Source organism: Streptomyces jumonjinensis (genome assembly GCF_009600885.1).
Taxonomy (GTDB): domain Bacteria; phylum Actinomycetota; class Actinomycetes; order Streptomycetales; family Streptomycetaceae; genus Streptomyces; species Streptomyces jumonjinensis.
On the sequence record NZ_VCLA01000061.1, the window covers coordinates 58052 to 83474 of the forward strand.

A 25423-nucleotide genomic window follows, 5' to 3' on the forward strand; every position below is an offset into this window, starting at 1 on the left:
ACGGCCGTCCGATAGCGGGCCAGCGCCTCCGCCACACGATCGAGCAGCGGACGGAGATCGGCCGTACGCGCCAGGGGCAGCCCCGCCGCCGGGGGATCCTGCGGCACCGGGACCAGCAGCCGCCCGTCCACCCAGGCCGACCAGCCGTTCGCGCAGAGGATCCGGCTCCAGTCCCCGCGCCGGTCGAGCAGCCGCACCGGCAGCAGCGGATCGAGCGGCTCGGTCGGCCGGGACACATCGGGCTCCTGCCAGGCGGGCAGCCCGTCGTTGGGGACGATATGGGTGGGCCGGAAGTCCTCGATCGTCATGGCCGCTCCCGCGCTACTTCCGCATCACGGCGGGCTCATGGCGGCGCAGCAGCCAGGCGACGAGCAGACCGAAGAGCACCGACAGCACCACCAGCATGCCCATATTGGTCAGCCAGACGGCCGCGGAGTGCTCGAACCGCGGATCGGCGGCGATCGTGCCCGGCACGATCCTGGCGAGCCCGATCGTGCCCGCCATCGCGCCCAGCGCCCACCGCGAGGGCACCAGCCAGGCCAGCTGCGCCGCCACCGGCAGTTCGCCCACCTTCAGCAGCGCCCCGCAGAACACCACCTGGATGATGGCGAGCAGGACCAGCAGCGGCATGGTGACCTCTTCCTTGCGCACCAGCGCGGAGACCAGCAGCCCGAGCATCATGGCCGTGAACGACAGCAGCGCCACCGCGAGGGTGATCTCCAGCAGCGGCGGCATCAGCACCCCTTCGCCGCCCGGCGCGTTCAGATCGACGCCCACGAGGGCGACCAGGGTGAGGACGATCGCCTGGAGCACGGTGACCGTGCCGAGCACCACCACCTTGGACATCAGATACGCGGACCGGGACAGCCCCACGGCCCGCTCCCGGCGGTAGATCCCCCGCTCCTTCACCAGTTCCCGCACGGCGTTGGCCGCGCCGATGAGCACTCCGCCGATGCAGAGGATGAGCAGCGCGTTCATCGCCGTCTCGGCGGTGAGCCTGCTGCCCGCCAGAGCGCGGGCCATCGCGCCCATCACAAAGGGCAGCGCGATCATGATGGCGAGGAAGGTGCGGTCGGCGGCGAGCACCGTCGCGTACCGCCGGACCAGCGTCCGCAGCTGCGCACCCCAGCTCTGGGACTTCAGCGGCGGGACGGCGACCGCGTCCGGGCCGCTCCCCGCCGCGGCCGCGGCGGGGAGCGGGGGCTGTGCGGGGGCGTCGTACCGGTCGTGGAGCGGCGAGGCCGCGTACGCGCCCGCCCAGTCCCGCTCCCGGTCGTTCTCGAACGCCTCGAACGCCTCCGGCCACTGGTCGTAGCCGAAGAACGGCAGGGCGTCCTCGGGCGGCCCGTAGTAGGCGATCCGGCCGCCCGGCGCGAGGACCAGCAGCCGGTCGCAGACATCGAGGCTCAGCACACTGTGGGTGACGACGATGACGGTCCGTCCGTCGTCGGCGAGACCGCGGAGAGTATGCATCACCGAGCGGTCCATCCCGGGGTCGAGCCCTGACGTCGGCTCGTCGAGGAAGAGCAGCGACGGCTTGGTCAGCAGCTCCAGCGCGACGCTCACCCGTTTGCGCTGTCCGCCCGAGAGACTGTGGATCCGCTGGTCGCCCCGCTCCTGGAGGCCAAGCTCGCGCATCACCTCCGTCACCCGCGCACGGCGCTCGGACGGCGTGGCGTCCTGCGCGAAGCGCAGCTCGGCCGCGTATCCCAGCGCGGCGCGCACGGTGAGCTGGGTGTGCAGGATGTCGTCCTGCGGCACCAGGCCGATACGGCGGCGCAGCTCCGCGTAGTCGTGGTAGAGATCGCGGCCGTCGTAGAGCACCGTGCCGTGGTTGGCGGGGCTCAGTCCGGTGAGCGCGCCCAGCAGGGTGGATTTGCCCGCGCCGCTGGGGCCGACGACCGCGAGGAGGCATTTCTCGCCCACGGGGAACGACACTCCGTCGAGCAGGGTCTTGCGGCCCCGGTCCACGGTGACGGTCAGATCCTGGGCGTCGAGTGAGATCTCGCCGGTGTCGAGATATTCCTGGAGCTCATCGTCGACGAGGCAGAACGCCGCGTGGCCGATGCCGACGATGTCGCCGGGGGAGACCTCCGCGCGGGTGACGGGGACGCCGTTGAGGAAGGTGCCGTTGTGGGAGCCCAGGTCGACGATCTCATGGGTGCCGTCCGGGCTGGTGACCAGCTCCGCGTGGCGGCGGGAGACGGTCAGATCGTCGAGGACGAGGTCGTTGTCCGCGGCACGGCCGATGCGCACGGTGCGGGCGAGTGAGTGGACGCTGGTCGGCTGCCGGAAGGTGCTGGTGGCTCCGGGGAGGGAGACATGGATCCGGGAGACGGGGGGATCGCGGTTCAGGAGCACCGCGCGCGGCCCGTCGGCGGGGTTGCCGAACCGGATGACGCTGCCCGCGTGGACATCCCATTCGTGGACGCGTCTGCCGTCCGCGTAGGTGCCGTTGGTGCTGTTCTCGTCCTCGATCGTCCAGTGGTCGTACTCGACGTGCAGCACCGCGTGATGCCAGGACACCCTGGTGTCCTGGAGCACGATGTCGCTCAAGGGGTCGCGCCCGACGTGATAGTCCCGGCTGGGGCTCATCACCGTGGTCCCGCCCTCGGTTTCGAGGACGAGTTCGGGTGCGGTCGGAGCGACGGACCGCTCTGCCATAGTCCAATTCTATCGATATATGCCGATACCCGCCTGATGCGCCGACCGCCGCCGACCGCCGGTGCCCGCCCTCCCAGACGCCGGCCGCCGGCGCCCGCCCTCGCGGACACCGGCGGCCGGACCGGTCACGCGCGGGACAGCCGCAGGGTCAGGATCTGGAATGGCCGCAGCGTCAGCGCGACCTCGTCCCCCGTCACGGCTCCGGCGCTCCCGGCCGCCTCCGGCAGCGGTCGCTCCAGCAGATCCGTGACCGTGACCCCGGCCAGCGGGAACCCGGCGCGCAGCCGTGCCGCCGCCCGCCCGCCGTGGCACTCGTAGAGACGGACGACCACATCGCCCGAGCGGTCGTCCGCGAGCTTCACCGCCTCCACCGTCACCGCCGGATCGTCGCAGCTCACCACGGGGTCGACGGCTCCCGCCGAGATCACCCGCAGCGGCAGATTGAGCGCGTATCCCTCCGTGATGGCGTCCTCCACCGTCGCCCCCGGCAGCAGGGCGTAGCAGAAGCGGTGCCTTCCCTGGTCGGCCGCCGGGTCCGGGACCCGGGGCGCGCGCACCAGACTGAGCCGTACGGTGGTGGTCGTGCCGCCGTCCGCCCGGGTGGTGCGCGAGACATCGTGGCCGTAGGTCGCGTCGTTGACGACGGCGACGCCGTAGCCGGGCTCGCCGATATGCACCCAGCGGTGACCGTAGACCTCGAAACGGGCCGCCTCCCAGCTGGTGTTGGTGTGGGCGGGCCGGTGGACATGGCCGAACTGGATCTCGGCCGTCGACCGGTCGGCCCGCAGATCGATGGGGAAGCCCGCCTTGAGGATCTTCTCCGACTCATGCCAGTCGATCTCGGTCTCCACATCGATCCGCCGGCTGCCCGCCCGCACGGTGACGGTCTGCGCGATGGCCGACCCCCGGCCGAAGGACCGCTCGATCCGCACGGCCCCGATCAGCGGCCCCGACGCGACGACGGTGACCGCGTCGGCGTCGAGCAGATCGCTCCAGCGGCTCCGGTAGTGCTTGTCGATGTCCCAGGCGTCCCAGCGGTTGGGTAGATCGCTGTGCAGCCGCAGCAGATTGCCGGGCCCGGCCAGCACTTCGCGGCCGGCGGTGAGATCGCGTACGGACGCGAGGGTGCCGTCATCGGCGAACTCGACCCGGACCAGCCCGTTGTCGAGTACGAGACCGGTCACCGTGACGGGCTCCGGCGTCCGCCGGGCCGCCCCCAGGGCTGCGCTGCCGCTCGCGGGCGCCTCGGTGAACACCGGCCCCTCCGGCGTCCGCACCACCTCGGCCCGGTCGCGCGGGCTGGTGTTGAACACCCGGGGCACGCCGGGGCCCGCCGCCGCCAGCGCCCGCGCGATCAGCTCCTCCAGCTCCCGCGTCACCCGCGCGTACTCCGCCTCCGCCTCCTGGTGCACCCAGGCGATCGAGGAACCGGGCAGGATGTCATGGAACTGGTGCAGCAGCACCGTCTTCCACAGCCGGTCCAGTTCGTCGTACGGATACGCGTACCCGGGGGCGCGCAGCGCGGCGGCCGTCGCCCACAGCTCCGCCTCCCGCAGCAGATGCTCACTGCGGCGATTGCCCTGCTTGGTGCGCGCCTGCGAGGTGTAGGTGGCCCGGTGCAGCTCCAGATAGAGCTCGCCCGACCACACCGGGGCGTCAGGGTACTCGGCCCGCGCCGCCGCGAAGAACGCGTCCGGATGCTCGACCACGGCCTTCGCCGACCCTTCCAGATCGGCCAGCCGGCGGGCCCGTTCCATCATCTCCCTGGTGGGTCCGCCGCCGCCGTCGCCGTGCCCGAAGGGGGCGAGGGAGCGGCTGCTCCCGCCCTTGTCCCGGTGGTTGCGCACGGCGTGCGCCATCTCCCGGCCGGTCAGCTCCGCGTTGTAGGTGTCGACCGGCGGGAAGTGGGTGAAGATCCGCGTACCGTCGATGCCCTCCCACCAGAAGGTGTGGTGGGGCAGCTGGTTGGTCTGGTTCCACGACATCTTCTGGGTGAGGAACCAGTCGTTGCCCGCCAGCTTCGCCAGCTGCGGATAGGCCCCGTTGTAGCCGAAGGAGTCCGGCAGCCACACCCCGGTGGTCTCGATGCCGAAGCAGTCCAGGAAGAACCGCTTCCCATGGACGAACTGGCGGGCCACGGCCTCACCGCCGGGCAGATTGCCGTCCGACTCCACCCACATGCCGCCGACAGGGGCGAACTGCCCGTCCGCGACCGCCTTCTTGACGCGCTCCCACACCCGGGGGTGCTGGTCGCGGACCCAGGCGTACTGCTGGGCCTGCGAGCAGGCGAAGACGAACTCCTCGTACTCCTCGGCCAGCGCGGTGGCGTTGGCGAAGGTGCGGGCCGCCTTCCGGACCGTCTCGCGGACGGGCCAGAGCCAGGCGCTGTCGATATGGGCGTGCCCGACCGCCGACACCGTGTGCGCGCTCGCGTGCGCGGGCCGGGTCAGCGCGGGCCGCAGCAGCTCCCGCGCCTGTGCCGCCGAACCGGAGACGTCGTCCAGGTCCAGGGCGTCGAGCGCCCGCTCCAGCGTATGGAGGATCGTATGGCGGCGCGGATCGTGCTCGCCGAGCTCCAGCATCAGCTCACGCAGCACTTCGAGGTCGAGCGAGAGATGCCAGACCTCCTCGTCCAGCACCCGCAGCTCGGCCGAGCCGAAGGTGTACAGCGGCGCGCGGCCCGCGGTCGCCGGATCGCCGAGCGGGGTGGGCAGAAACCCCCGGCCCAGGATGTCGGGATTGGAGGCGGCCTCCAGCAGGAAGTCGATCCGCTCGCCGCCGGCGGCCGGGCGGGCGACCGGAACGTAGCGGTTCCGCGGATTGACGGCCTTCAGCGGGACGCCGTCGGCCGTATGGACCAGCGCCTCGGCCTGGAAGCCCGGTCCGGCGGCGGTGAAGCCGAGGTCGAAGACCGCCTCGACCCGGCGGCCCGCCCACGCGGCGGGCACCTCGCCGCGGACCCGGAACCAGGTGGTGCCCCAGGGCGGCCCCCAGGGCGTGCCCATGGCGAACGGCTCATAGGTCTGCGCCGCTGCCTCGGCGAACGGCACCGGCTCTCCCGGGGCCTGCCAGAAGGAGACCTCGCAGGGGAGGGAGTGGGAGTGGACTGCTGGCTGGATGCGCTGGCCGAGGACGCGTTCGACACGGTCCTCGATCCGGCGTCGTTCATCGTGCATACGGTGGTCTCTACCCAGCCGGGCATCCGGCTAGGTCGTGTCTTCAAAGTCCCGTCTTCACCCCGGCCGCCGGGCCCCTGAGAGGGGGACCCGCTCGAACGGCGTACGCGAGGCCGTGCGGCGCGCTCCCGGAGGGCACGGCAGGCGGACGGCGCTCCTGTGAAGACACTCCCCAGGACCAACCGCCCTCGCCCATCGGATGGAGCGCCGTCTACCGCAGATAGCCCAGACCGGGATGGGCGGCGCTGTACGCGTCCACCAGACGGCGGGCCACGGCCACCGAGTCCACCAGCGGATGCAGGGCGAAGGCCGCGACGGCCCGCTCCCGCGAACCGCTCTCCGCCGCCGCCAGCACCTCGCGCTCCACCGCCTTGACCGCGCACACCAGACCCGTCGCATGGCCGGGCAGCGGGGCGACGGAGACCGGATGCGCGCCGTTGGCGTCCACCAGACAGGGCACCTCGACCACCGCGTCCGCGTCCAGCGGGGCGAGCGCGCCGCGGTTGCGGACATTGAGGATGAGCGTGGTGCGCCGGTCCTGGGCGATGGCCCCCATCAGGGCGAGCGCGACCTTCTCATAGCCGCCGGACTCCAGATCGCTCGCCGCGCGCTCGCCCGCCCCGGCCGCCTCCCGGTTGTGCGCCATATAGGTGGCCTCCCGTTCGGCGCGGGTACGGTCCCAGGTCTCCAGGGCCGGGGCGCCGGGCCGCTCCATCTCCTGGTAGAACCGGCCCTGCTGCTCCCGCAGAAACGCGCCGCGGGTCCGCTCGGCGTCCCGGTAGGCCCGTACCGTCTCCCGGTTGAAGTAGTAGTAGTGCAGATACTCGTTGGGGATCGCGCCCAGGGACTGGAGCCAGTCCGCGCCGAAGAGCCTGCCCTCCTCGAAGGAGCCGAGCAGCTCCCGGTCGGCGAGCAGCCGGGGGAGTTCATCGCGGCCCGCTGACCGCACCCCGCGCAGCCAGCCGAGATGGTTGAGGCCCGCGTAGTCGAACCAGGCCGTCTCCGGGTCGATGCCGAGCGTCCGGGCCACCCGCCGGCCGAGCCCCACCGGGGAGTCGCAGATCCCGATCGCCCGGTCGCCGAGATGACGGGACATCGCCTCGGTCACCAGACCGGCGGGATTGGTGAAGTTGATGACCCAGGCGCCGGGCGCGAGCCGGGCCGTCCGGCGTGCGATCTCCTCCGCCACCGGCACGGTCCGCAGCCCGTACGCGATACCGCCCGCGCCGACCGTCTCCTGCCCCAGCACCCCTTCGGCCAGCGCGATGCGCTCATCGGCCGCCCGGCCTTCGAGCCCGCCCACCCGGATCGCCGAGAAGACGAAGTCCGCGCCGCGCAGCGCCTCGTCGAGATCGGTGGTCAGGGTGACCTCGGGGGCGTCGGGCACCCCCGCCGCCTGGTCGGCGAGGACCCGGGCGACGGCGCCGAGCCGCCCGGCGTCCACATCGTGCAGCACGAGCCGGGTGATCCGGCCCTCCGTACGGTCGCCGAGCAGTGCGCCGTACACCAGGGGCAGCCGGAAGCCTCCGCCGCCGAGGACCGTGAGCCTCATGTCCGTATCACCTTCGCTTCGCCCGGCCGCCGGTCACGACGGTCCCCTCCGCCGGCGTGTGCACTCCGCCGCCCGCACCCTATCTACAGCCGCTCCCGCACACTGCGTTCACCGCGAACCGCACTGATCCGGCGGGCCAGATCCGGGTAGTCGACCACCAGCCCGTCCGCGTCGAAGCGCACATCCCTGACGAAATCGCCGGAGGCGTAGCGGACGAGCGCCCCACCGTCGTCGGTCGCCGCCAGATGGGTGTACGTCTGCGGGGACGCGTGCACGGAGAGATCGGGCACCTTCACCCAGGCCATCAGGAACTCCTGCGCACCGGCCGCCCGGTGCAGCCGGTGCCGGAGCACCGGCATGGTGTTGGTGAGCGGGCACAGCCCCAGATCGCAGTCGAGCGCGCCGTCGAGCCGGGGCAGCGGCTCACCGTCCGCGCTCCAGTGACCCGCGCCGTCGTGCCGCAGCAGTACCTCCCGTACTCCGGCGGCGGACTCGGCCCGTACCCGCAGCTCCCGGGTGACGAAGTCCTCGCCGGTCTCCAGCGAGTACGAGATCCAGTACGGCTCGGGGGTGATCCCGACGGCGCGTCCCCGGGCCCGCAGATGGGTGGCGCCGAGATCGACCCAGGCGGTCTCATAGCCCCCGCTGTCGATGACATCCCAGGTGAGCATGGTCGACTTGATCATGTGGGCAGGCTAACGAACCGCGGCCGACGGCGGAGACATCGCCACCCGGTCCCGGCGGCCCGGCGCCGCCCCCGGTCCGGACCCCGTACCGGCTCAGGGCCGCGAGTTCCGGCAGAATTCCGGCTCAGGGCCACCGGAACGCCTCCAGAATGCGCTCCGCCGCCAGCGTCGCCGTCAGCTCCCCGTCCCGGACCGACTGTTCGAGACCGGGGGCCAGCTCCCGTACCCCGGGATGGGAGCGCAGCCGGTCGCGCAGCTCGTCGTGGACCATCGACCAGACCCAGTCGACCTGCTGCTCACGGCGCTTGGCCGCGAGCCGGCCCGTGGACTCCAGCAGCGCCCGGTGCTGCTCGATCCGCTCCCAGACGGTGCCGAGACCGCTGGACTCGCGGGCGCTGCACGACAGCACCGGAGGAGTCCAGGCCGCGTCCACCGGATGCATCAGCCGCAGCGCCCCCGCCAGCTCCCGCGCCGCCGAGCGGGCATCGCGCTCATGCGGCCCGTCGGCCTTGTTGACCGCGATCACATCCGCCAGCTCCAGGACGCCCTTCTTGATGCCCTGGAGCTGATCGCCCGTCCGCGCCAGGGTGAGCAGCAGAAAGGTGTCGACCATATGGGCGACGGCGGTCTCCGACTGCCCCACCCCAACCGTCTCCACCAGCACCACGTCATACCCCGCGGCCTCCATCACCACGATGGTCTCGCGGGTCGCCCTGGCCACCCCGCCCAGCGTCCCCGAGGTCGGCGACGGCCGGACGAACGCTGCCGGATCGACCGCCAGCCGCTCCATCCGCGTCTTGTCGCCGAGGATGGAGCCTCCGGTACGGCTGGAGGACGGATCCACCGCGAGGACGGCGACCCGGTGGCCCAGCGAGGTGAGCATGGTGCCCAGCGCGTCGATGAAGGTGGACTTCCCGACGCCGGGAACACCGCTGACGCCCACCCGCCGCGCCCTCCCCGCCTCCGGCAGCAGCTCCGTCAGCAGCCGCTGGGCGAGCGCCCGGTGGTCGGCGCGCGCCGACTCCACCAGGGTGACCGCGCGGGCGATAGCGGCCCGCGAGCCCTCCCGTACACCCTTGGCATATGCGTCGATGTCGATGGTCCGTGGTGGCATGGGCTCACAACTCATGGCCGAGCGAGGCGGCCAGGGTCCGCACCAGATCGTGCGCCGCGTCCGGGATCACCGTCCCGGGCGGGAAGACGGCCGCGGCCCCCGCCTCGCGCAGCGCCGGCACATCCTGCGGCGGGATCACCCCGCCCACCACGATCATGATGTCCTCGCGCCCCTCCGCCGCCAGCTGCTCCCGCAGCGCGGGCACCAGCGTCAGATGCCCCGCCGCCAGCGAGGAGACCCCGACGACATGGACATCCGCCTCCACCGCCTGACGCGCCACCTCCTCCGGCGTCTGGAACAGCGGGCCGACATCGACATCGAAGCCGAGATCGGCGAAGGCCGTCGCGATCACCTTCTGCCCCCGGTCATGCCCGTCCTGACCCATCTTGGCCACCAGAATCCTCGGACGACGGCCCTCCGCCTCCTCGAACCCCGCCACCAGCGCCCGGGTGCGCGCCACCCCCGGGGACTCACCCGCCTCGTTCCGGTACACCCCGGAAATGGTACGGATCTGCCCCGAGTGCCGCCCGTACACCTGCTCAAGAGCGTCCGAGATCTCTCCCACCGTCGCCTTCGCCCGCGCGGCGTCCACCGCCAGCGCCAGCAGATTGCCCTCCAGATCCGGCCCCGGATCGCGCCCGGCGGCCCCGGTCAGCGCCCGCAGCGCGGCCCGGCAGACGGCGTCGTCCCGCTCCTCGCGCAGGGCGCGCAGCTTGGCGATCTGCTGGGCGCGCACCGAGGAGTTGTCGACCTTCAGCACCTCGATCTGCTCGTCCGACGCCACCCGGTACTTGTTGACGCCGATGACGGGCTGACGCCCGGAGTCGATCCGCGCCTGGGTGCGCGCCGCCGCCTCCTCCACCCGCAGTTTGGGGATGCCCTGGTCGATGGCGCGCGCCATGCCGCCCGCCGCCTCGACCTCCTCGATATGGCGCCAGGCCCGCCGGGCCAGATCGTGGGTCAGCCGCTCCACATAGGCGCTGCCGCCCCAGGGGTCGATGACCCGGCAGGTCCCCGACTCCTGCTGAAGCAGCAGCTGGGTGTTGCGGGCGATCCGCGCCGAGAAGTCGGTGGGCAGCGCCAGCGCCTCGTCCAGCGCGTTGGTGTGGAGCGACTGGGTGTGGCCCTGGGTCGCCGCCATCGCCTCCACACAGGTGCGGGTGACATTGTTGAAGACGTCCTGCGCGGTCAGCGACCAGCCCGAGGTCTGGCAGTGGGTGCGCAGCGACAGCGACTTCGGGTTCTGCGGACCGAAGGTCTTCACCAGCTTCGCCCACAGCAGCCGGGCCGCCCGCAGCTTGGCGATCTCCATGAAGAAGTTCATGCCGATCGCCCAGAAGAACGACAGCCGCGGCGCGAAGGCGTCCACATCGAGCCCCGCGCCGAGCCCCGCCCGCAGATACTCCATCCCGTCGGCGAGGGTGTACGCCAGCTCCAGATCGGCCGTCGCCCCGGCCTCCTGGATGTGATAGCCGGAGATCGAGATGGAGTTGTAGCGGGGCATCCGCCGCGAGGTGAACGCGAAGATGTCGGAGATGATCCGCATCGAGGGGCCGGGCGGATAGATATAGGTGTTGCGGACCATGAACTCCTTCAGAATGTCGTTCTGAATGGTCCCGGCCAGCTTCTCCGGCGGTACGCCCTGCTCCTCGGCGGCCACGATGTACAGGGCGAGCACGGGCAGCACCGCCCCGTTCATCGTCATCGACACGCTCATCCGGTCCAGCGGAATGCCGTCGAACAGCTGCCGCATGTCGTAGATCGAGTCGATGGCCACCCCGGCCATGCCGACATCGCCCGTCACCCGGGGGTGGTCGCTGTCATAGCCCCGGTGGGTGGGCAGATCGAAGGCGACCGAGAGACCCTTCTGCCCGGCGGCCAGATTGCGCCGGTAGAAGGCGTTGGACTCCTCGGCGGTGGAGAACCCGGCGTACTGACGGATCGTCCACGGCTGATTGACGTACATCGTCGGATACGGTCCGCGCAGATAGGGCGCGATCCCCGGATAGCCGCCGAGGAAGTCGAGACCGGCGAGATCCTCCTCGGTGTAGAGGGGCTTCACCGGGATGCCCTCGGGCGTCTCCCACACCAGATCGGCGTCCCGTCCGCCGGTGGACTCCTTGACGGCGGTACGCCACTGGTCCTCGGACCCGGCGGCGGCGCCGGGCCCCAGGGCGATCCCCGTGAAGTCGGGAACACTCATCGCGCCACTCCGATCCGGTCGAGTGCCGAGGTGAGGACGGCGACCGCGTCGTCGCCCAGGGCGATGAACTCGTCCACCCCGGCCCGTACAAGACTCTCCCGCAGCTCGCCGGGGCGTCCGGCGAGATACACCCGGCGCGCTCCGGCCGCCTTCAGCGCCTCGGCGACCGGGCCCGCCTGCTCGGCGTAGACCGCGTCGCTGGAGCAGACGCAGGCCACCGCGGCGCCGCTCGCGAGGAACGCCGCGGCGAACGATGACGGGTCGGCGACCGAGGACGGGCCGGCCGCCGCCGGGCCGTGGACCGGCTGGATGCCGCCCGCCTGGAAGAGATTGGCGGCGAACGCGACCCGCGCGGTGTGCGCGGAGGCCGGGCCCAGCGCGGCGACGAACACCCGCGGGCGGGCCCCGGCGACGGCCAGATGCGCGTCCGACCGGGCCCGCAGCGCCTCGTACTCCGCGTCGCGGCGGACCCTCGGCAGTCCGCCGGACGGCCCGGCGGGCGCGGGGTCGCGCTCCACCGGGGCCTGGTCGAGCAGCGGGAACTCGCTCACCCCGGTCACCGGTTCACGGCGGCGGGCGAGGTTCTCCCGGCGGGCCGCCCAGACCGCCCCGATCCGGTCGGCCACCAGACCGGCGCGCACCGCGGCGAGCTGACCGCCCGCGCCCTCGATCTCCTGGAACCACTCCCAGGCCGCGTGCGCGAGTTCGTCGGTGAGCCGCTCCACATACCAGGAGCCGCCCGCCGGATCGACGACCCGGCCGATATGGGACTCCTCCAGCAGGATGGCGGAGGTGTTACGGGCGATTCTGCGGGAGAAGTCGTCCGGCAGGCCGATGGCGTCGTCGAAGGGGAGCACGGTCACCGCGTCCGCGCCCGCCGCGCCGGCGGCCAGGGACGCGACCGTGGTGCGGAGCATGTTCACCCAGGGGTCGCGCCGGGTCATCATCACCGGCGAGGTCACCGCGTGCTGGAGCTGGGCCCCGCCGGCCGCCTCGCCGCACGCCTCGGCGATCCGGGCCCAGGCCCGGCGGGCGGCCCGGAGCTTGGCGATCGTCAGAAACTGGTCGGCGGTGGCCGCGTACCGGAACTCCAGCTGCCGCAGAGCCGCGCCGATGGGCAGCCCGGCGGCGCTCAGCGCCCGCAGCAGCGCGACACCGGTCGCCAGCGAGCACCCCACCTCCTGGGCGGCGGAGGCCCCCGCCTCGTGGTAGGGGAGCGCGTCGACGGTCAGCGCCCGCAGCCCCGGATGGGAGTCGTGGCAGAGCCGGGCGAGCCCGGCGGCGGCGGCGATCCGGCCCTCGGTCCCCTCGTACGCACCGGTCCGCGCGGCATGCCCGATGGGGTCGGCGCCCAGATTGCCCCGCGCGTCCTCGATCCCCCGCTCCCGGTGGATACGGAGCAGTTCCCGCGCGGCGGGCTCGAACGCGTCGCCCGCGTCGAGCACGACCGGGGCGAGATCGAGATAGACGCCCTCCAGGGCCGTGCCCAGAGCGTCGACCGGGATCCCGGACGCGCCCACCGACAGCCAGAGGGAGGTCGCCCCGTTCTCCAGATCGGCGAGCACGGCCTCCCGGGTCCGCAGGGGATCGGGCCGCTGATGGCGCTGGCGGACATCCCAGCCCGCGACCGCCGCGCCCTCGGGGGTGCCGCCCCGGACGAAGGGGGCGAAGCCCGGGAAGCCCACGGCGCCGCGGGCGCTGTCCGCCGTATAGAGGGGACGGGCGGCGAGCCCGTCCTCCAGCGCCGTGGACAGCGCGTCCTCGGCCGCGCTCGGAATGTCCCGGCCCGCCTTGTGCAGCACACCGGCGACCAGCCGCTGCCACTGCTCGTGCGAGGCATCCGGGAATTCTGCGGCCAGAGCGAACCCGTCATCGGGAAGGACCGTCATATCCGGATGCTAGGACACCCGTCCAACCGGGCAGCAGGGGCGCGCGCTGTGACCTTACCGACCCCCGGCCGGGCTTGATCCCCACCGTCCGATGCACTAATCCCCAGCTCGGCCCGGCCGGACCGCCGCCGGAGGGCGATACCCCCGGGGCGGCGCACCCGGCCGTGCACCCGGCGGCGCACCCGGCCGCGCCGAGCGGGCGGCGCACCGGACATGGGACACTCCGGCACCGACGCCGCCCGGCCCACGCGCAGCGCCGCACACTCCGAGGAGACCCATGCGCATCGCCCTGAGCCAGATCACCACCGGCCCCGATCCCGCGCGCAATCTCGCCGTCGTACGCGAGCAGACGCGCCGCGCGGCCGACGCGGGCGCGCGTCTCATCGCCTTCCCCGAGGCCGCCATGGCCTGCTTCGGCACCCGGCTGGCCCCGCTGGCCGAACCGCTGGACGGACCCTGGGCGACGGAGGTCCGCCGGATCGCCGAGGAGGCCGGACTCGTGGTGGTCGCCGGGATGTTCACCCCGGCCCCCGGCGGCAAGGTCACCAACACCCTGCTCGCCACCGGCCCAGGCGTCGAGGCCGCCTACGACAAGATCCATCTGTACGACGCCTTCGGCTTCACCGAGTCCACCACGGTGGCCGCCGGGTCCGAGGTGGTGACCATCGAGCTCGACGGCGTCGGCATCGGCCTCGCCACCTGCTACGACGTCCGCTTCCCCGAACTGTTCAGGGCCCACGCGGACGCCGGGGCCCTGCTGACCGTGCTGCCCGCGTCCTGGGGCGACGGCCCCGGCAAACGGGACCAGTGGGAGCTCCTCACCCGCGCCAGAGCACTGGACGCCACCCTCTGGGTCGCCGCCGTGGACCAGGCCGATCCGGTGGCCTCGGGCCACGAGCCGCCGCCGAGGACCCCGGCCGGGATCGGCTACAGCGCGGTCATCGGCCCGGACGGCACCGTACGCTCCCGCCTGGAGGCGGGCCCGGGGCTGCTGATCGCCGATCTGGACCTGGCCGAGGTGGCGGCCGTCCGCAGATCCGTGCCGGTCCTGGCCAACCGCAGGCTCTGAGTGTGCCGTCGAAGTCTCCGTCCGCCTGCGGTCCCCTGGTGCCGCGCCTCGACGCGGCGACGACGGGCCCCCGCGCCCACGCCCGATCAGCAAAGGACCCCTTCGTGAGCACTGGCGCAACCCGGCCCACCGTCGGCGCCGTGGTCCTGACGATGAACGACCGGCCCGAGGAGTTCCCCCGGGCCATGGCCTCGCTCCTCGCCCAGGAAGGCATCGACCTGGATGTGGTCGTGGTCGGCAACGGCTGCACACCCGATCAGGTACCGCCCGGCGTGCGGACCGTCACCCTGGCGGAGAACGCCGGCATCCCCGAGGGCCGCAACATCGGGGCCGCGAACGTCACAGGCGACTGCCTGTTCTTCTTCGACAACGACGCGATCCTGCCGACCGCCGACGCCCTGGCCCGGCTCGCCGCCGAACTCCGGGACGATCCCACACTCGCGTACGCACAGCCCCGCATCGCCGACCCCGACACCGGCGTCACCCTCCGCCGCTGGGTCCCCCGCCTCCGTGCCTCGGACCCCGAGCGGCCCGGCACCGTGACCGTCATGGCCGAAGGCGTCGTCATGATCCGCCGCTCCGCCTTCGACACAGCTGGGGGATGGCCCGGCCACTTCTTCCTCTTCCACGAGGGCATCGACCTGGCCTGGCGGCTCTGGAACCACGGGGGCACCGGCCGCTATCTGCCCGGGATCGTCGTCCACCACCCGGCCACGAACCCCGCCCGGCACGCTGCCTTCTACCGGCTCAGCGCCCGCAACCGGGTCTGGCTGGCCCGCCGCAATCTGCCCGCCGTCCTGGTCCCGCTCAACCTCGCCGCCTGGGTTCTGCTGACCCTGTGGAGAATCCGGGACCGAGCCGCCCTCAAGGTCTCCCTCGCCGGCTTCCGCGAAGGTCTGCACGGCGGCCACGGCCCGCGCGCGCCGATGAGCTGGCGCACGGTCGCCCGGCTCACCCGTGCCGGAAGGCCACCGGTCTTCTGAGGACCCGTCTTCACCTCTGGTGATCCCGTCAACGCGCGTCGAGGACCGCCGACCGCCGTCCGCGCTGACGGAACAGCGCCGCCTTGCCCCCCGGCGACCGCCGTCCGTCGCGGACATCGCGCGGCCGGCGGACGGCCGGCGCGGTCGTCGGCGCGTCAGCGGACCGTGACGGTGACCGGGCCCCCGGCGGCGCTGATGCCGCGTACCACCGACCACGGCACCCGGAAGACCCGTCCGGGGGCGGCCGGCCAGGGCAGGGTCCGTTCGGAGACGGTCCGGCCCGCCTGGCTGACGCTCACCCGGGGTACGCGGATGAACTCGTCGGTCCACAGCAGCAGCCGGCCCCGGGGCGGGGCCGGGTCGCCCGGGCGCAGCAGTCCCGGGGAGACCCACCGCAGCGGCTTCGCCGCCAGCAGCCGTACCCCGGGTGCGGGGGAGTCCTCCACGGCCAGCCAGGACCGCACCTGGTCCGCGACATGGCGGCCGTCCAGCGCGGCCACATCGGCGGTGTCGACCGGGTGGAGGAGATTGCCCGCGGCGAAGACGCCCGGCCTGCTGGTGCGCAGCGCGGTGTCGACGAGCGGGCCGAGGGTGTCGGCGGCGAGCTCCAGACCGCCGGTGCGCACGAGTTCGTGGTCGGGGATCCAGTCGCCGGTGAAGACCACCGTGTCGCACTCGACGGTGCGGCGTGCCCCGGTGTCCAGCCGCTCGATCTCGACGGCCCGCACCCGGGGGCCGCCGATGATCCGCACCACCCGGGTCCGGTTGGCGACGGGGATCCGGAGCAGCGCCCGGCCCCCGAGGTTGAAGGCCCCGTACGACTCGGTCCGCTCGTATCCGCTGACCATCAGGGCGACGTCACAGCCGGCCTCCCGGAGGGTGAGGGCGGCGGACCAGCTGACGAGTTCGCCGCCGACGACGACGGCGCGCTTCCCGACCTGTCGGCGGTGCAGATGGACGGCGTTCTGCAGCTGGCCGGTGGTGTAGACGCCGGCCGGGCGGTCGCCGGGGATCCGGCGGGCGCTGCGCGGGCGCTCCCGCGCCCCGGTGGCCAGTACGACGGCTCTCGCCTCGACCCGGAAGCGCCCCTCGGGGCTGGTGACCTCGACCGCCCGGTCACCGGCCCAGTGGGTGACCATGGCCCGGGTCCGGATGTCGGCGCCCGCTCGGAGCGCGGTCTCGGTCAGCCGCCGGGCGTACGCGGGGCCGGTCAGCACCCGGCGCAGATCCCGCAGCCCGTATCCGGTGTGGTCGCTGTGGCGGGGAATGCCGCCGGCCGCCGCCTCCCGTTCCAGGACGAGGACCGGTCCGTCGACCCGGGGGGCGAGCTCCGCGGCTGCGGTGAGACCGGCGGGGCCGCCGCCGATGACGAGGACGTGGGGGGTGATGACGGGTGTGTTCATCGGGAGGTCACCTCATGGCACGGCGTCTCGTGCGGGCCGTGTTCGCTCATCAGCTGTTCGACGGCGGGGCCGCAGAAGAAGCCCTGGCACCGTCCGTTCATGGCCCGGGTGCGGCGGCGCAGTCCGTCCGGTGTGCGGGCGGGCAGCGTCGCGGTGCAGGCGTCGCGGATCTCACCGGCCGTGACCCGCTCGCAGAAGCAGACGATCTCGCCGTACGCCGGGTCCCGGGCGATCCGGGCCGCGTCCTGGTAGGGGCGTACGCCGGCCTCGCCGATATAGGGCATCCGCGGCGGCGGGGGCAGCTCGGCGCGCTCGTCGAGGTCCAGCCCCGCCTCGGCCAGCGTCTGCCGTACGTACTCGGCGATGGCCATGCCCGCGGTGAGCCCGGTGGACCGGATCCCGCCCACGAGCAGATACCGCTGGGCGCGGTCGGCGGCGATCAGATAGTCGGGGTGGTCGATGGCGGCCCGCAGTCCGGCGTAGGACGCGGTGACCTCCTCGTCGAGGAGCGCGGGCATCAGCCGGCCGCCCTTGTCGAGCAGAAATGCGAAACCGTCCTCGCTGGTGCCGGTCGCGGTGCGGTCGGCGAGGTTCTCCGACGTGGGTCCGAGCATCACATTGCCGTAGACCGTGGGGGAGATGAGGACGCCCTTGCCCCGGGAGGTGGGCACGGGGAGCACGATCAGATCGACGAGCGGGCGGGCCAGCTTGTCGAAGACGAAGAGCTCGCCGCGCCGGGGGGTGACCGTGAAGCGTTCATGCCCGAAGAGGGCGTCGATCCGGTCCGCGCCGAGCCCGGCGGCGTTGACCACCCACCGTCCCCGGACGGGCCCGCCGGTGGTGTGCAGGGTGGTGACGCCGTCGTCGGCGGACACCTCGGTGACGGTGTGGTCGAGCAGTACGGCGGCGCCGCGCTGCCGGGCGTCGGTCGCCAGCGCCAGATTGGTCGTCCAGGTGCAGATGACGGACTCGTCGGGGACGGTCAGACCGCCCAGCACCCCTTCGCCCAGGGCCGGCACGAGCTCGTACACCTCCTCCGGCGGGATCAGCCGGCACCGGTCGTACCCGTTGTCCTCGGCCTTCTTCCTGAGGCCGGGCAGGGCGTCGAGCTCGTCGTCGTTCCAGGCGACCAGGACGGCCCCGGTGCGCTCGACGGGGATGCCGGCGTCCCGCGCGTACCGGGACAGCAGCTCATAGCCGCGGGCCACCAGCCGGGACTCCAGCGTCCCCGGGGTCGCGTCGAAGCCGGTGTGCAGAATGGCGGTGTTCGCCTTGCTCGTACCGTCTCCGACGTCCGACCGGGCCTCCACCAGCGCGACGGACACCGTATGGCCCGACAGCTCACGGGCGATGGCCGCGCCGACGATGCCGCCTCCGATCACGATGACGTCATGGACAGGTGCGGGTTCGGGTGCGGGTCCGGGTCCGTGCCCGGGGCTCTTGCTCATGTCGGATCTCCCTTGCGGACGGTGGCCTCGGCGACCGCCGTCCATGTACTGCGGAACTCTGCCGCCCGCTCCGCGCTCCACACCGGCTCGTACACGGCCGCGGGCCGCCACGGGCCGACGGCCTCCCGGAGGGTCATCCGGGGGTCGAGGGCGAGCCGCGCCAGTGCCGCCGCGCCGAGCGGGGTGGCATGGGCGGAGGGGTAGACGTCCACCGGCATCTGGGCCAGATCGGCCTGGGCCTGCATCAGGGTCCGGCTGCGGGTGAGCCCGCCGTCGGCCCGCAGCCGGGTCAGCGGGGTCCCGAGATCGCCGGTCACCAGCTCGCACAAGGTCGCCACCTGCGCGGCGATGCCCTGGAGAACGGCGAGCACCAGATGCTCGGGGCCGGTGGAGAGGGTCATCCCGGTGAAGGTGGCGGTCGCGTCCGGACGCCACCACGGGGCCGCCAGACCCGCCAGGGCGGGTACGCACAGGGTGCCGTCGGCCTGGCGGGCCGCCACGGTGTCCAGTTCGCCCGCCGTGCGGATGAAGCCCAGATCCCTTATCCACCGGATCGCCGAAGCGGCCGTGTACACCTGTCCGTCGACGCAGTAGGCCGTCTGCCCGGCGGCCCGCCAGGCCACCGACGAGGTCAGCCCGGCCGTTGAACGCACCGCTGTGGCACCGGTGTTGGCCAGCAGGAAGGCGCCTGTGCCGAAGGTGCACTTGGCCGCTCCGGCGTCGAGGCACGCCTCGGCGAGCAGCGCGGCCTGCTGATCGACGATCAGCCCCGCCACCGGCGTCGGCACGCCGAACGCGCGGGTGGTGCCGATGATCTCGTCACAGGCGACGATCCGGGGAAGGGGCTCGTCGTCCAGGCCGAAGAGACCGATCAGCTCGGGGTCCCAGGCGGCGGTGTCGACATCGGTGAGCAGGGAGCGGCTGGCCGTGGCCGCGTCGGTGACGAACTCGCCGGTGAGATGGTGCAGCAGCCAGGTGTCGACCGTGGTCACCACCCCCTCGGTGGTGACGTTCCCGCGCAGCCAGGCCATTTTGGGCGCGGAGAAGTACGAGTCCAGCACCAGGCCGGTGCGCTCGGCGACCCACTCGGCGTGCTCGCTCAGCCCGGCGCAGACCGACGCGGCACGCCGGTCCTGCCAGACGATCGCCGGGGACAGCGGCGCTCCGGTGCCGCGGTCCCAGGCGAGCACCGTCTCGCCCTGGTTGGCCAGGGCGACGACGTCGATGGGGTGTCCTGCCTCCGCCACGGCACGCCGTCCGGTCTCCAGGACCGACCGGAGCAACGCGCGGGGGTCCTGCTCCACGACGCCGCCCTCCCCGTAGCGGGGGCGCAGTTCGGCCTCGGCGATGGCGAGGGTCTCGCCCGCGGAGCCGACCACGATGGCCTTGGTGCCGGACGTGCCCTGGTCGATCGACAGGACCACGGTCACCGGACCGCTCCCCGGTCCTGGGCCGGCACGCCGTCCGCCGTCGTCTCATCGACCTCGTCCAGCACCCGGTCCACATTGACCATGTCCGGCATGGTCAGCCCGGCGACACCGCGCTTGACCAGCAGGAAGACCAGATAGACCGCGCCGATCGCGAACAGCAGCAGCACATAGAGCCAGGGGTCGCGGAACGCCGCGTCCCGGAAGATCAGCAGCTCGTACGCCAGCCAGACGGAGGCGACGACGATGACCGGGATCTCCCAGCGGCCGAGCGAGAAGCCCTGGGTGGGCGGCAGCGTACGGCGCTTCACGATGTACATGAACACCGTGCCCGCGTAGATGATCGCGGGCAGCATCGTCGCCGCCGAGAACAGCGAGAACAGCGCGTCGGTCGTCATCGCGAACCCGGCCAGGATCACCTCCGCGACCAGGAAGACGAAGAGCGTGGCGTTGAGCGGGGTGCCCCGGGCCGGGTGGATCCTGCGCAGCGCCCGCCAGCCGGGGAAGCGCTCGTCGCGGGACATCGCCCAGACCAGACGGGTGCCGCTGAGCGTGATGACCAGCCCGCACGAGAAGATCGAGACCACCACCAGGGCCAGCAGCGCCTTGCCGACCGCCGAGCCGAGGACTGCGGTGATCACGGTCGCCACCGGGGTGCCGGACTCGGCGAGTTTCGCCGGATCCTCGATGAGCGCGGTGATGGCGATCAGGAAGAGGAAGCCCAGGATGCCCAGCGACACCACGGCCTGCACCATCGCCTTGGGGATGACCCGGGCGGGGTCGCGGGTCTCCTCCGCGAGATTGGCCGCGGACTCGAAGCCGACGATGGTGAACGCGCCCAGCAGGAAGGCGAGGGCGAACGGTCCGGCGTGATCGGCGCTGCCCAGGCTGTAGTACCCGCTCTCGGCGGCGGGAGCGCTGGTGAACAGCGTGGAGAAGTCCAGCTTCCCGGTGTACGCGCCCACCGCGAACAGCAGCACGGTCAGGGCGATCATGCCCACGAGCTGAACGGTCACGGCCGTCTTGTTGACCTGGTGGGTCAGCTTGGTGGACGCCGCCACCAGAACGGACTGGAGCAGGATCACGACGGCGGTGATCGCCCAGGCGTTCTGCTGGGTGCCCTGGTACTGGAGCAGCTCCGGCAGGATCGTGGAGGCGACGGTGTAGTCGACGGCGACCACCACGACGCCCAGGAAGGAGAAGGAGATCCAGCCCATGATCCAGCCCCACACCGGGTTCACCAGCCGGGAGACCCACTGGTAGGCGTATCCGTTGACGGGGATACGGGCGGCGAGGGCGCCGAAGACGAGCGCGACGGAGAGCTGTCCTATGACGCTGATGGGCCAGGCGAAGATGCCGCGCGGCCCGGAGCTGTTGAGGACGGAGCCGTACGTGGTGAAGATTCCGGTGGCGATGGAGACGAAGCCGAAGGCCATGGCGAACGAGGCGTAACGGCCCAGTTCGCGTCCCATGCCCCGAGGGCTCGTGGATTCCTTGTGCGGCTCGCTCGCCGCTGAGGTCTCCACGGATTCATCGGTAGCCATAAGGGTGTGCGTCCTTTCAAAACCCCGCTCGCTGCGGAGAGCGGGAACTCAAGAGGTAAAACCCGTGCGACTGCGGTGGTGAGGGTCAGGCGACCAGCACCTCGCATCCCCGTTCCCGTGCCGCGGCGACCGGTTCGGCCGCCGCGGACGCGTCTGTGATCACTCCGGTGCAGGCGTCGACCGCGCACACCCGGTGTGCGGCGACCCGCCCCCACTTGCTGCCGTCCGCGACGACATAGGCGAGGGCGCTGTTGGCCAGCATCAGCTTCTTGGCGGAGATCTCCTCGAAGTGGAAATCGGTCACCCCGGCGGAGGCGTCGACTCCGCCGGAGCCGATGAAGGCGAGATCCGCGTAGAGCCCGGAGAAGAACTCAGAGGTCTGCGGTCCCGAGAGCACGAGGTCCCCGCCGCGGAGCCGGCCGCCGGGCAGCAGCACGCTCGCGTGGGGGAGCGCGGAGACCACTCCGGCCACCAGGAGGGACGGCGTGGCCACCGTGCCCCGGAAGTCCAGCGGCAGCGCGCGGGCGATCTCCACCGCCGTGGTGCCGACGTCGATCACCACCGTCATCCCCGGGCGCACCAGGGCCGCCGCCGCCGCGCCGATGGCGGTCTTCGCCTGGATCTGGGACTCGGAGCGGTCGGCGTAGGGGGCCTCCTCGCCGCCGATGCCTTCGACCACCGCCAGGGAGGCGGCTCCGCCGCGCACCCGGCGGAGCACTCCGCGCCGCTCCATCTGCGCCAGATCCCGGCGGACGGTCTCGGCGGACACGCTCAGCCGTTCGGCGAGATCCTCGGTGCTGATGGTGCCGACCCGGTCCACGAGGGCGGAGATCCGCCGATGGCGCTCTGCGGGAAGCATGACAACTCCTGACTGGGACAGCCCATAAGTGACCGGGCTTGACTGGAAGTGTGGATTGATGACCGAAACTCGTCAAGACTCTTCTGGAGGGGTTCACCGGATCGGTTCGATTCGTTATCTCGGCCTCCTGCCAGACGCTGATCCCGGCCCTGTGCCGGGCCCTGATCCCGGCCTTGAGCCAGACTCTGATCCGGCCTCCTGCCAGACCCTGATCCCGGCCTCCTGCCGGGCCCTCCGAGGTGCACCCGGCACGGCTCCGGGTCAGCCTGGAGGGGGCACCCGGGACCGGGTGCGCACGGGCGGCGTACCCCCAGCCGCACGGAGAGCGAGGGAACACGGTGAACAGCGCCAGCGAACAGCCCGTCTCGCCCGTCGTGGTCACGATCGCCGGGTGCAACAAGGAGGACGCGGACACGGTCTTCCATGTGCTGGGCGAGTCGTATGTCTCCGACCGGGCGGACGAGGACACTCCGGAGTATGTGTCGGAGGGGCATACGACGGTGTGGACCGCGACCTTCGAGGTCACCGGAGCCCGCTCGGCGGCCGGGCCCATGCGGCTCACCGCGCCCGTGGAAGCCGAGATCCAGGGCGGCTACTGGGCGGTCGACCGGATGCGGGAGGTGCTCGCCGCCGCGTTCGATGTACATGACGAGGGCATGGCGGCGGGCGACCAGGAGAAGGACGTCCAGCTGCGGCTGGAGAGCCGGACGGCCGTCTGACCGGCGGGGGGCAGCCAGGTCAGCCGGGGTGCCGGGACAGCCCGTGATCCCGGTGATCGCCATGATCCTCGGGATCGCCATGAGCCCCATGAGCCCCATGAGCCCCGGGATCCTCGGGGAGAGGAGCGCCCATGCCCATCGCCACCGTGAACCCCGCCACCGGCGAGACGCTCAGAACGTTCGACGCGCTCGCCCCCGACGCGCTCGAACGGCGTATCGCCCTCGCCCGCGCCGCCTTCGACGAGCACCGCACCACCGGCCTCGCCCGGCGTGCCGAACTGCTCACCCGCGCCGCCGGACTCCTGGACGAGGACCGGGAGGGCGTCGCCCGCACCATGACCACCGAGATGGGCAAGCCGATCGCGGCGGCCCGCGCCGAGGCCGCGAAGTGCGCCAAGGCGATGCGCTGGTACGCCGCCCACGCCGGGGAGCTCCTCGCCGACGAGCACCCCTCGGCCGCCGACGCCGAGGACTCCGGCGCCGCCCGGGTCGTCGTACGCTACCGGCCCCTCGGCGTGGTGCTGGCCGTCATGCCCTGGAACTTCCCCCTCTGGCAGGTCGTCCGCTTCGCTGCCCCGGCCCTGATGGCGGGCAACACCGGGCTGCTCAAACACGCCTCCAACGTCCCGCAGACCGCCCTGTATCTGGAGGACCTCTTCCGGCGGGCGGGCTACCCCGAGGGGTGCTTCCAGACCCTGCTCGTCGGCTCGGACGCGGTGGAGGGCATTCTGCGCGACCCCCGGGTGGCCGCCGCGACCCTGACGGGCAGTGAGCCCGCCGGGCGCTCCGTCGCCGCCATCGCGGGCGACGAGGTCAAGAAGACCGTACTGGAGCTGGGCGGCAGCGACCCGTATCTGGTGATGCCGTCCGCCGACGTGGCGAGGGCCGCCGCCACGGCGGTCACGGCCCGGACGCAGAACAACGGACAGTCCTGCATCGCCGCCAAACGGTTCGTCGTCCACACCGACGTCCACGACGCGTTCTGCGAACTCTTCACCGAGGGCATGCGGCGACTGGCCGTGGGAGACCCGATGGAGGAGTCCACCCAGGTCGGCCCGCTCGCCATGGAACAGGGGCGTGCCGACCTCGAAGAGCTGGTGGACGACGCGGTCCGCCGCGGCGCGACCGTGCGCACCGGAGGGCGGCGGCCCAGCGGACTGGAGCGGGGCTGGTTCTACGAGCCCACGGTCCTCACCGGTGTCCACGACGGCATGCGGATCCACCGCGAGGAGGCGTTCGGCCCGGTCGCCGCCGTCTACCGGGTGGCGGACGCGGAGGAGGCCGTCGCGCTCGCCAACGACATCCCCTTCGGGCTGAGTTCCAACGCCTGGACCCGTGACGAGAGCGAGATGGCGAGGTTCGCGCGGGACATCGAGGCGGGCGGCGTCTTCTTCAACGGGATGACGGCCTCGCACCCCGCGCTCCCGTTCGGCGGAGTCAAACGGTCCGGCTACGGCAGGGAGCTGTCGGGCCACGGCATCCGCGAGTTCTGCAATGTCACCACGCTCTGGTACGGCCCCTGACCCACGCGTCCGGACCGTCCGCCGCTGGCCCCTCCCCGGTCGGCGGGCCGGTCGGCGAGACGTTCCGGGGCGCGGCCGGCGGGCCGGTGCGCGCCTGGGGGTCGATCCAGTTCACCGGCGCCGGGTCGACGATCGCCTCCGCGTGGGAGACATGGCCGCGCTGCCGCTCCCACGCGGGCTGCGGGTCGCTGATCAGCGACTCCTCGGGCAGTCCGCACGCGTGCAGCAGCTCGGCGGTCTCCCGGACGAACGCGATCGGCCCGCAGAGATAGACCTGCTCGCCGCCCCAGTCACGGCGTGCCCTGAGATGGGTGTACAGCCGCTCCGCCGCCCGTGTCCTGCCCTCGCCGCGCTCCCGGTACCACCAGTAGGCGCTGAGACAGGGGTGATCGCGCAGCAGCCGGTCGAGCGTGGCTCCGTCGTAGAAGTGCCCCTCGCCCCGTGCCACGGCGTCGACGCGGATACGGGGCGCGGGTCTGCGCGCGAGAAGCTCGGCCAGGACCGGTCCGACCGGGGCCCAGCCCGTCCCGGCGGCGATGAGGGTGACGGCCGGGGTGCCGGGCGGCGGGGCGAGCGCGGTGCCCGACGCGGCGCCCAGCCGCAGGGTCCGCCCCGGCTCGGTGCGGTCGCAGAGCGCGGTGCTGAGCAGTCCGCCGGGCACCCGGCCGACATGGAACTCCAGTATCCGTTCCCGGGTCCGCGCCACCGCGCCGCCTGCCAGCGAGTAGGGCCGCCAGACCCCCGGCAGCGCGGAGTGCTCCACGGCGGCGTACTGGCCGGGCAGCCAGGGGTAGGGGGCGCGCACGGCGGCGCGGACCACCGCCGTGTGATCGCCGTGCAGCCGGTGCGAGACGACGGTGGCCTCCCAGACCGCCGGTTCGCGGGCGGCTCTGGACCGGTGGGCGCCGTCCGACATGGCCCCGGCGACGGACTCGTACACCCGCCGCCAGGCCGCTTCCGTCCGCGCGTCCCAGGTGGCGGGGGTGTGCTGACGCACCGCGGCGACCAGGCTCTCGCCGACCGCCGCGTAGTCCGCTTCGACGACCCCGAACTTACGGTGATCCCGGCCGAGCCGCTCCAGCCGCGCGGGCAGACCCGGGTGGCCGAAGAGCTCCACGGCCTGGACCAGCGCGGCGAACAACCGGTCGTACTGATCGTCCAGCG

The 25423-nt window shown here is 72.6% G+C and carries 17 protein-coding genes and 1 pseudogene; 4 read left to right on the forward strand and 14 right to left on the reverse strand.

Annotated elements, in window-relative coordinates; translation table 11 throughout:
• The 8 genes and pseudogenes from FF041_RS37745 to FF041_RS07585 form a co-directional block, all read right to left on the reverse strand.
• Window positions 1–308 (reverse strand): annotated as a pseudogene (locus FF041_RS37745) (hypothetical protein); the annotation flags it as partial.
• A gap of 13 nt (window positions 309–321) precedes the next feature.
• Window positions 322–2664: an ABC transporter ATP-binding protein/permease gene (locus tag FF041_RS07555; RefSeq protein WP_153521570.1), complete on the reverse strand. Its 2343-nt coding sequence runs from the start codon at window positions 2662–2664 to the stop codon at window positions 322–324.
• 125 nt (window positions 2665–2789) lie between these two features.
• Complete coding sequence (locus tag FF041_RS07560) at window positions 2790–5840, reverse strand: alpha-mannosidase (protein WP_153521571.1); 3051 nt, start codon at window positions 5838–5840, stop codon at window positions 2790–2792.
• Window positions 5841–6051: 211 nt separating this feature from the next.
• Window positions 6052–7392 (reverse strand): 6-phospho-beta-glucosidase, encoded by a 1341-nt coding sequence (locus FF041_RS07565; RefSeq protein WP_153521572.1) that lies wholly within the window; start codon window positions 7390–7392, stop codon window positions 6052–6054.
• Between the two features lie 83 nt (window positions 7393–7475).
• Window positions 7476–8078: a putative glycolipid-binding domain-containing protein gene (locus FF041_RS07570; RefSeq protein WP_153521573.1), complete on the reverse strand. Its 603-nt coding sequence runs from the start codon at window positions 8076–8078 to the stop codon at window positions 7476–7478.
• 124 nt (window positions 8079–8202) lie between these two features.
• Complete coding sequence (gene meaB, locus FF041_RS07575) at window positions 8203–9192, reverse strand: methylmalonyl Co-A mutase-associated GTPase MeaB (protein ID WP_153521574.1); 990 nt, start codon at window positions 9190–9192, stop codon at window positions 8203–8205.
• Window positions 9193–9196: 4 nt separating this feature from the next.
• Window positions 9197–11395: a methylmalonyl-CoA mutase gene (scpA, locus tag FF041_RS07580; protein WP_153521575.1), complete on the reverse strand. Its 2199-nt coding sequence runs from the start codon at window positions 11393–11395 to the stop codon at window positions 9197–9199.
• Window positions 11392–13284, reverse strand: coding sequence for a methylmalonyl-CoA mutase family protein (locus FF041_RS07585; RefSeq protein WP_153521576.1), 1893 nt, complete (start codon window positions 13282–13284; stop codon window positions 11392–11394). The genes scpA and FF041_RS07585 overlap by 4 nt, the downstream gene beginning before the upstream one ends.
• Before the next feature lie 277 nt (window positions 13285–13561).
• Between FF041_RS07585 and FF041_RS07590 the strand changes: the two genes are divergently transcribed.
• Both FF041_RS07590 and FF041_RS07595 read left to right on the forward strand, forming a co-directional pair.
• Window positions 13562–14353 carry a carbon-nitrogen hydrolase family protein gene (locus FF041_RS07590; protein WP_153521577.1) on the forward strand — a complete coding sequence of 264 codons (792 nt, stop codon included), beginning with the start codon at window positions 13562–13564 and terminating at the stop codon, window positions 14351–14353.
• A gap of 104 nt (window positions 14354–14457) precedes the next feature.
• The gene (locus FF041_RS07595) at window positions 14458–15336 is read left to right on the forward strand and encodes a glycosyltransferase family 2 protein (protein ID WP_323391415.1); all 879 of its coding nucleotides are present in this window, start codon (window positions 14458–14460) and stop codon (window positions 15334–15336) included.
• Between the two features lie 155 nt (window positions 15337–15491).
• Here FF041_RS07595 and FF041_RS07600 read toward each other — a convergent pair whose 3' ends face one another.
• The 5 genes from FF041_RS07600 to FF041_RS07620 all read right to left on the reverse strand — a co-directional run bounded on the left by FF041_RS07600 (window position 15492) and on the right by FF041_RS07620 (window position 22017).
• A complete protein-coding gene (locus FF041_RS07600) occupies window positions 15492–16739 on the reverse strand; it encodes an NAD(P)/FAD-dependent oxidoreductase (RefSeq protein WP_153521578.1) in 1248 nt (415 codons plus the stop codon).
• The gene (locus tag FF041_RS07605) at window positions 16736–18187 is read right to left on the reverse strand and encodes an NAD(P)/FAD-dependent oxidoreductase (RefSeq protein ID WP_153521579.1); all 1452 of its coding nucleotides are present in this window, start codon (window positions 18185–18187) and stop codon (window positions 16736–16738) included. Before FF041_RS07605 ends, FF041_RS07600 begins: the two co-directional genes overlap by 4 nt.
• Complete coding sequence (locus FF041_RS07610) at window positions 18184–19617, reverse strand: FGGY family carbohydrate kinase (RefSeq protein WP_323391416.1); 1434 nt, start codon at window positions 19615–19617, stop codon at window positions 18184–18186. The genes FF041_RS07605 and FF041_RS07610 overlap by 4 nt, the downstream gene beginning before the upstream one ends.
• Window positions 19614–21158 carry an APC family permease gene (locus FF041_RS07615; protein ID WP_153521580.1) on the reverse strand — a complete coding sequence of 515 codons (1545 nt, stop codon included), beginning with the start codon at window positions 21156–21158 and terminating at the stop codon, window positions 19614–19616. Before FF041_RS07615 ends, FF041_RS07610 begins: the two co-directional genes overlap by 4 nt.
• Before the next feature lie 85 nt (window positions 21159–21243).
• Complete coding sequence (locus tag FF041_RS07620; RefSeq protein WP_153484529.1) at window positions 21244–22017, reverse strand: DeoR/GlpR family DNA-binding transcription regulator; 774 nt, start codon at window positions 22015–22017, stop codon at window positions 21244–21246.
• Between the two features lie 338 nt (window positions 22018–22355).
• Between FF041_RS07620 and FF041_RS07625 the strand changes: the two genes are divergently transcribed.
• Window positions 22356–22736, forward strand: a complete 381-nt coding sequence (locus FF041_RS07625; RefSeq protein WP_153521581.1) for a hypothetical protein — start codon at window positions 22356–22358, stop codon at window positions 22734–22736.
• A gap of 131 nt (window positions 22737–22867) precedes the next feature.
• Window positions 22868–24259, forward strand: a complete 1392-nt coding sequence (locus FF041_RS07630; RefSeq protein ID WP_153521582.1) for an NADP-dependent succinic semialdehyde dehydrogenase — start codon at window positions 22868–22870, stop codon at window positions 24257–24259.
• Here FF041_RS07630 and FF041_RS07635 read toward each other — a convergent pair.
• Window positions 24234–25423: globin domain-containing protein (locus FF041_RS07635; RefSeq protein WP_153521583.1), on the reverse strand; the 1190-nt coding region annotated here is incomplete at its 5' end. The genes FF041_RS07630 and FF041_RS07635 overlap by 26 nt on opposite strands.

Coding starts and splice junctions, on each gene's coding strand:
- FF041_RS07630 (WP_153521582.1), top strand. CDS start 22,868: ATGCCCATCGCCACCGTGAACCCCGCCACCGGCGAGACGCTCAGAACG.
- meaB (WP_153521574.1), bottom strand. CDS start 9,192: ATGCCACCACGGACCATCGACATCGACGCATATGCCAAGGGTGTACGG.
- scpA (WP_153521575.1), bottom strand. CDS start 11,395: ATGAGTGTTCCCGACTTCACGGGGATCGCCCTGGGGCCCGGCGCCGCC.
- FF041_RS07590 (WP_153521577.1), top strand. CDS start 13,562: ATGCGCATCGCCCTGAGCCAGATCACCACCGGCCCCGATCCCGCGCGC.
- FF041_RS07565 (WP_153521572.1), bottom strand. CDS start 7,392: ATGAGGCTCACGGTCCTCGGCGGCGGAGGCTTCCGGCTGCCCCTGGTG.
- FF041_RS07555 (WP_153521570.1), bottom strand. CDS start 2,664: ATGGCAGAGCGGTCCGTCGCTCCGACCGCACCCGAACTCGTCCTCGAA.
- FF041_RS07560 (WP_153521571.1), bottom strand. CDS start 5,840: ATGCACGATGAACGACGCCGGATCGAGGACCGTGTCGAACGCGTCCTC.
- FF041_RS07605 (WP_153521579.1), bottom strand. CDS start 18,187: ATGAGCAAGAGCCCCGGGCACGGACCCGGACCCGCACCCGAACCCGCA.
- FF041_RS07600 (WP_153521578.1), bottom strand. CDS start 16,739: ATGAACACACCCGTCATCACCCCCCACGTCCTCGTCATCGGCGGCGGC.
- FF041_RS07585 (WP_153521576.1), bottom strand. CDS start 13,284: ATGACGGTCCTTCCCGATGACGGGTTCGCTCTGGCCGCAGAATTCCCG.
- FF041_RS07620 (WP_153484529.1), bottom strand. CDS start 22,017: ATGCTTCCCGCAGAGCGCCATCGGCGGATCTCCGCCCTCGTGGACCGG.
- FF041_RS07615 (WP_153521580.1), bottom strand. CDS start 21,158: ATGGCTACCGATGAATCCGTGGAGACCTCAGCGGCGAGCGAGCCGCAC.
- FF041_RS07570 (WP_153521573.1), bottom strand. CDS start 8,078: ATGATCAAGTCGACCATGCTCACCTGGGATGTCATCGACAGCGGGGGC.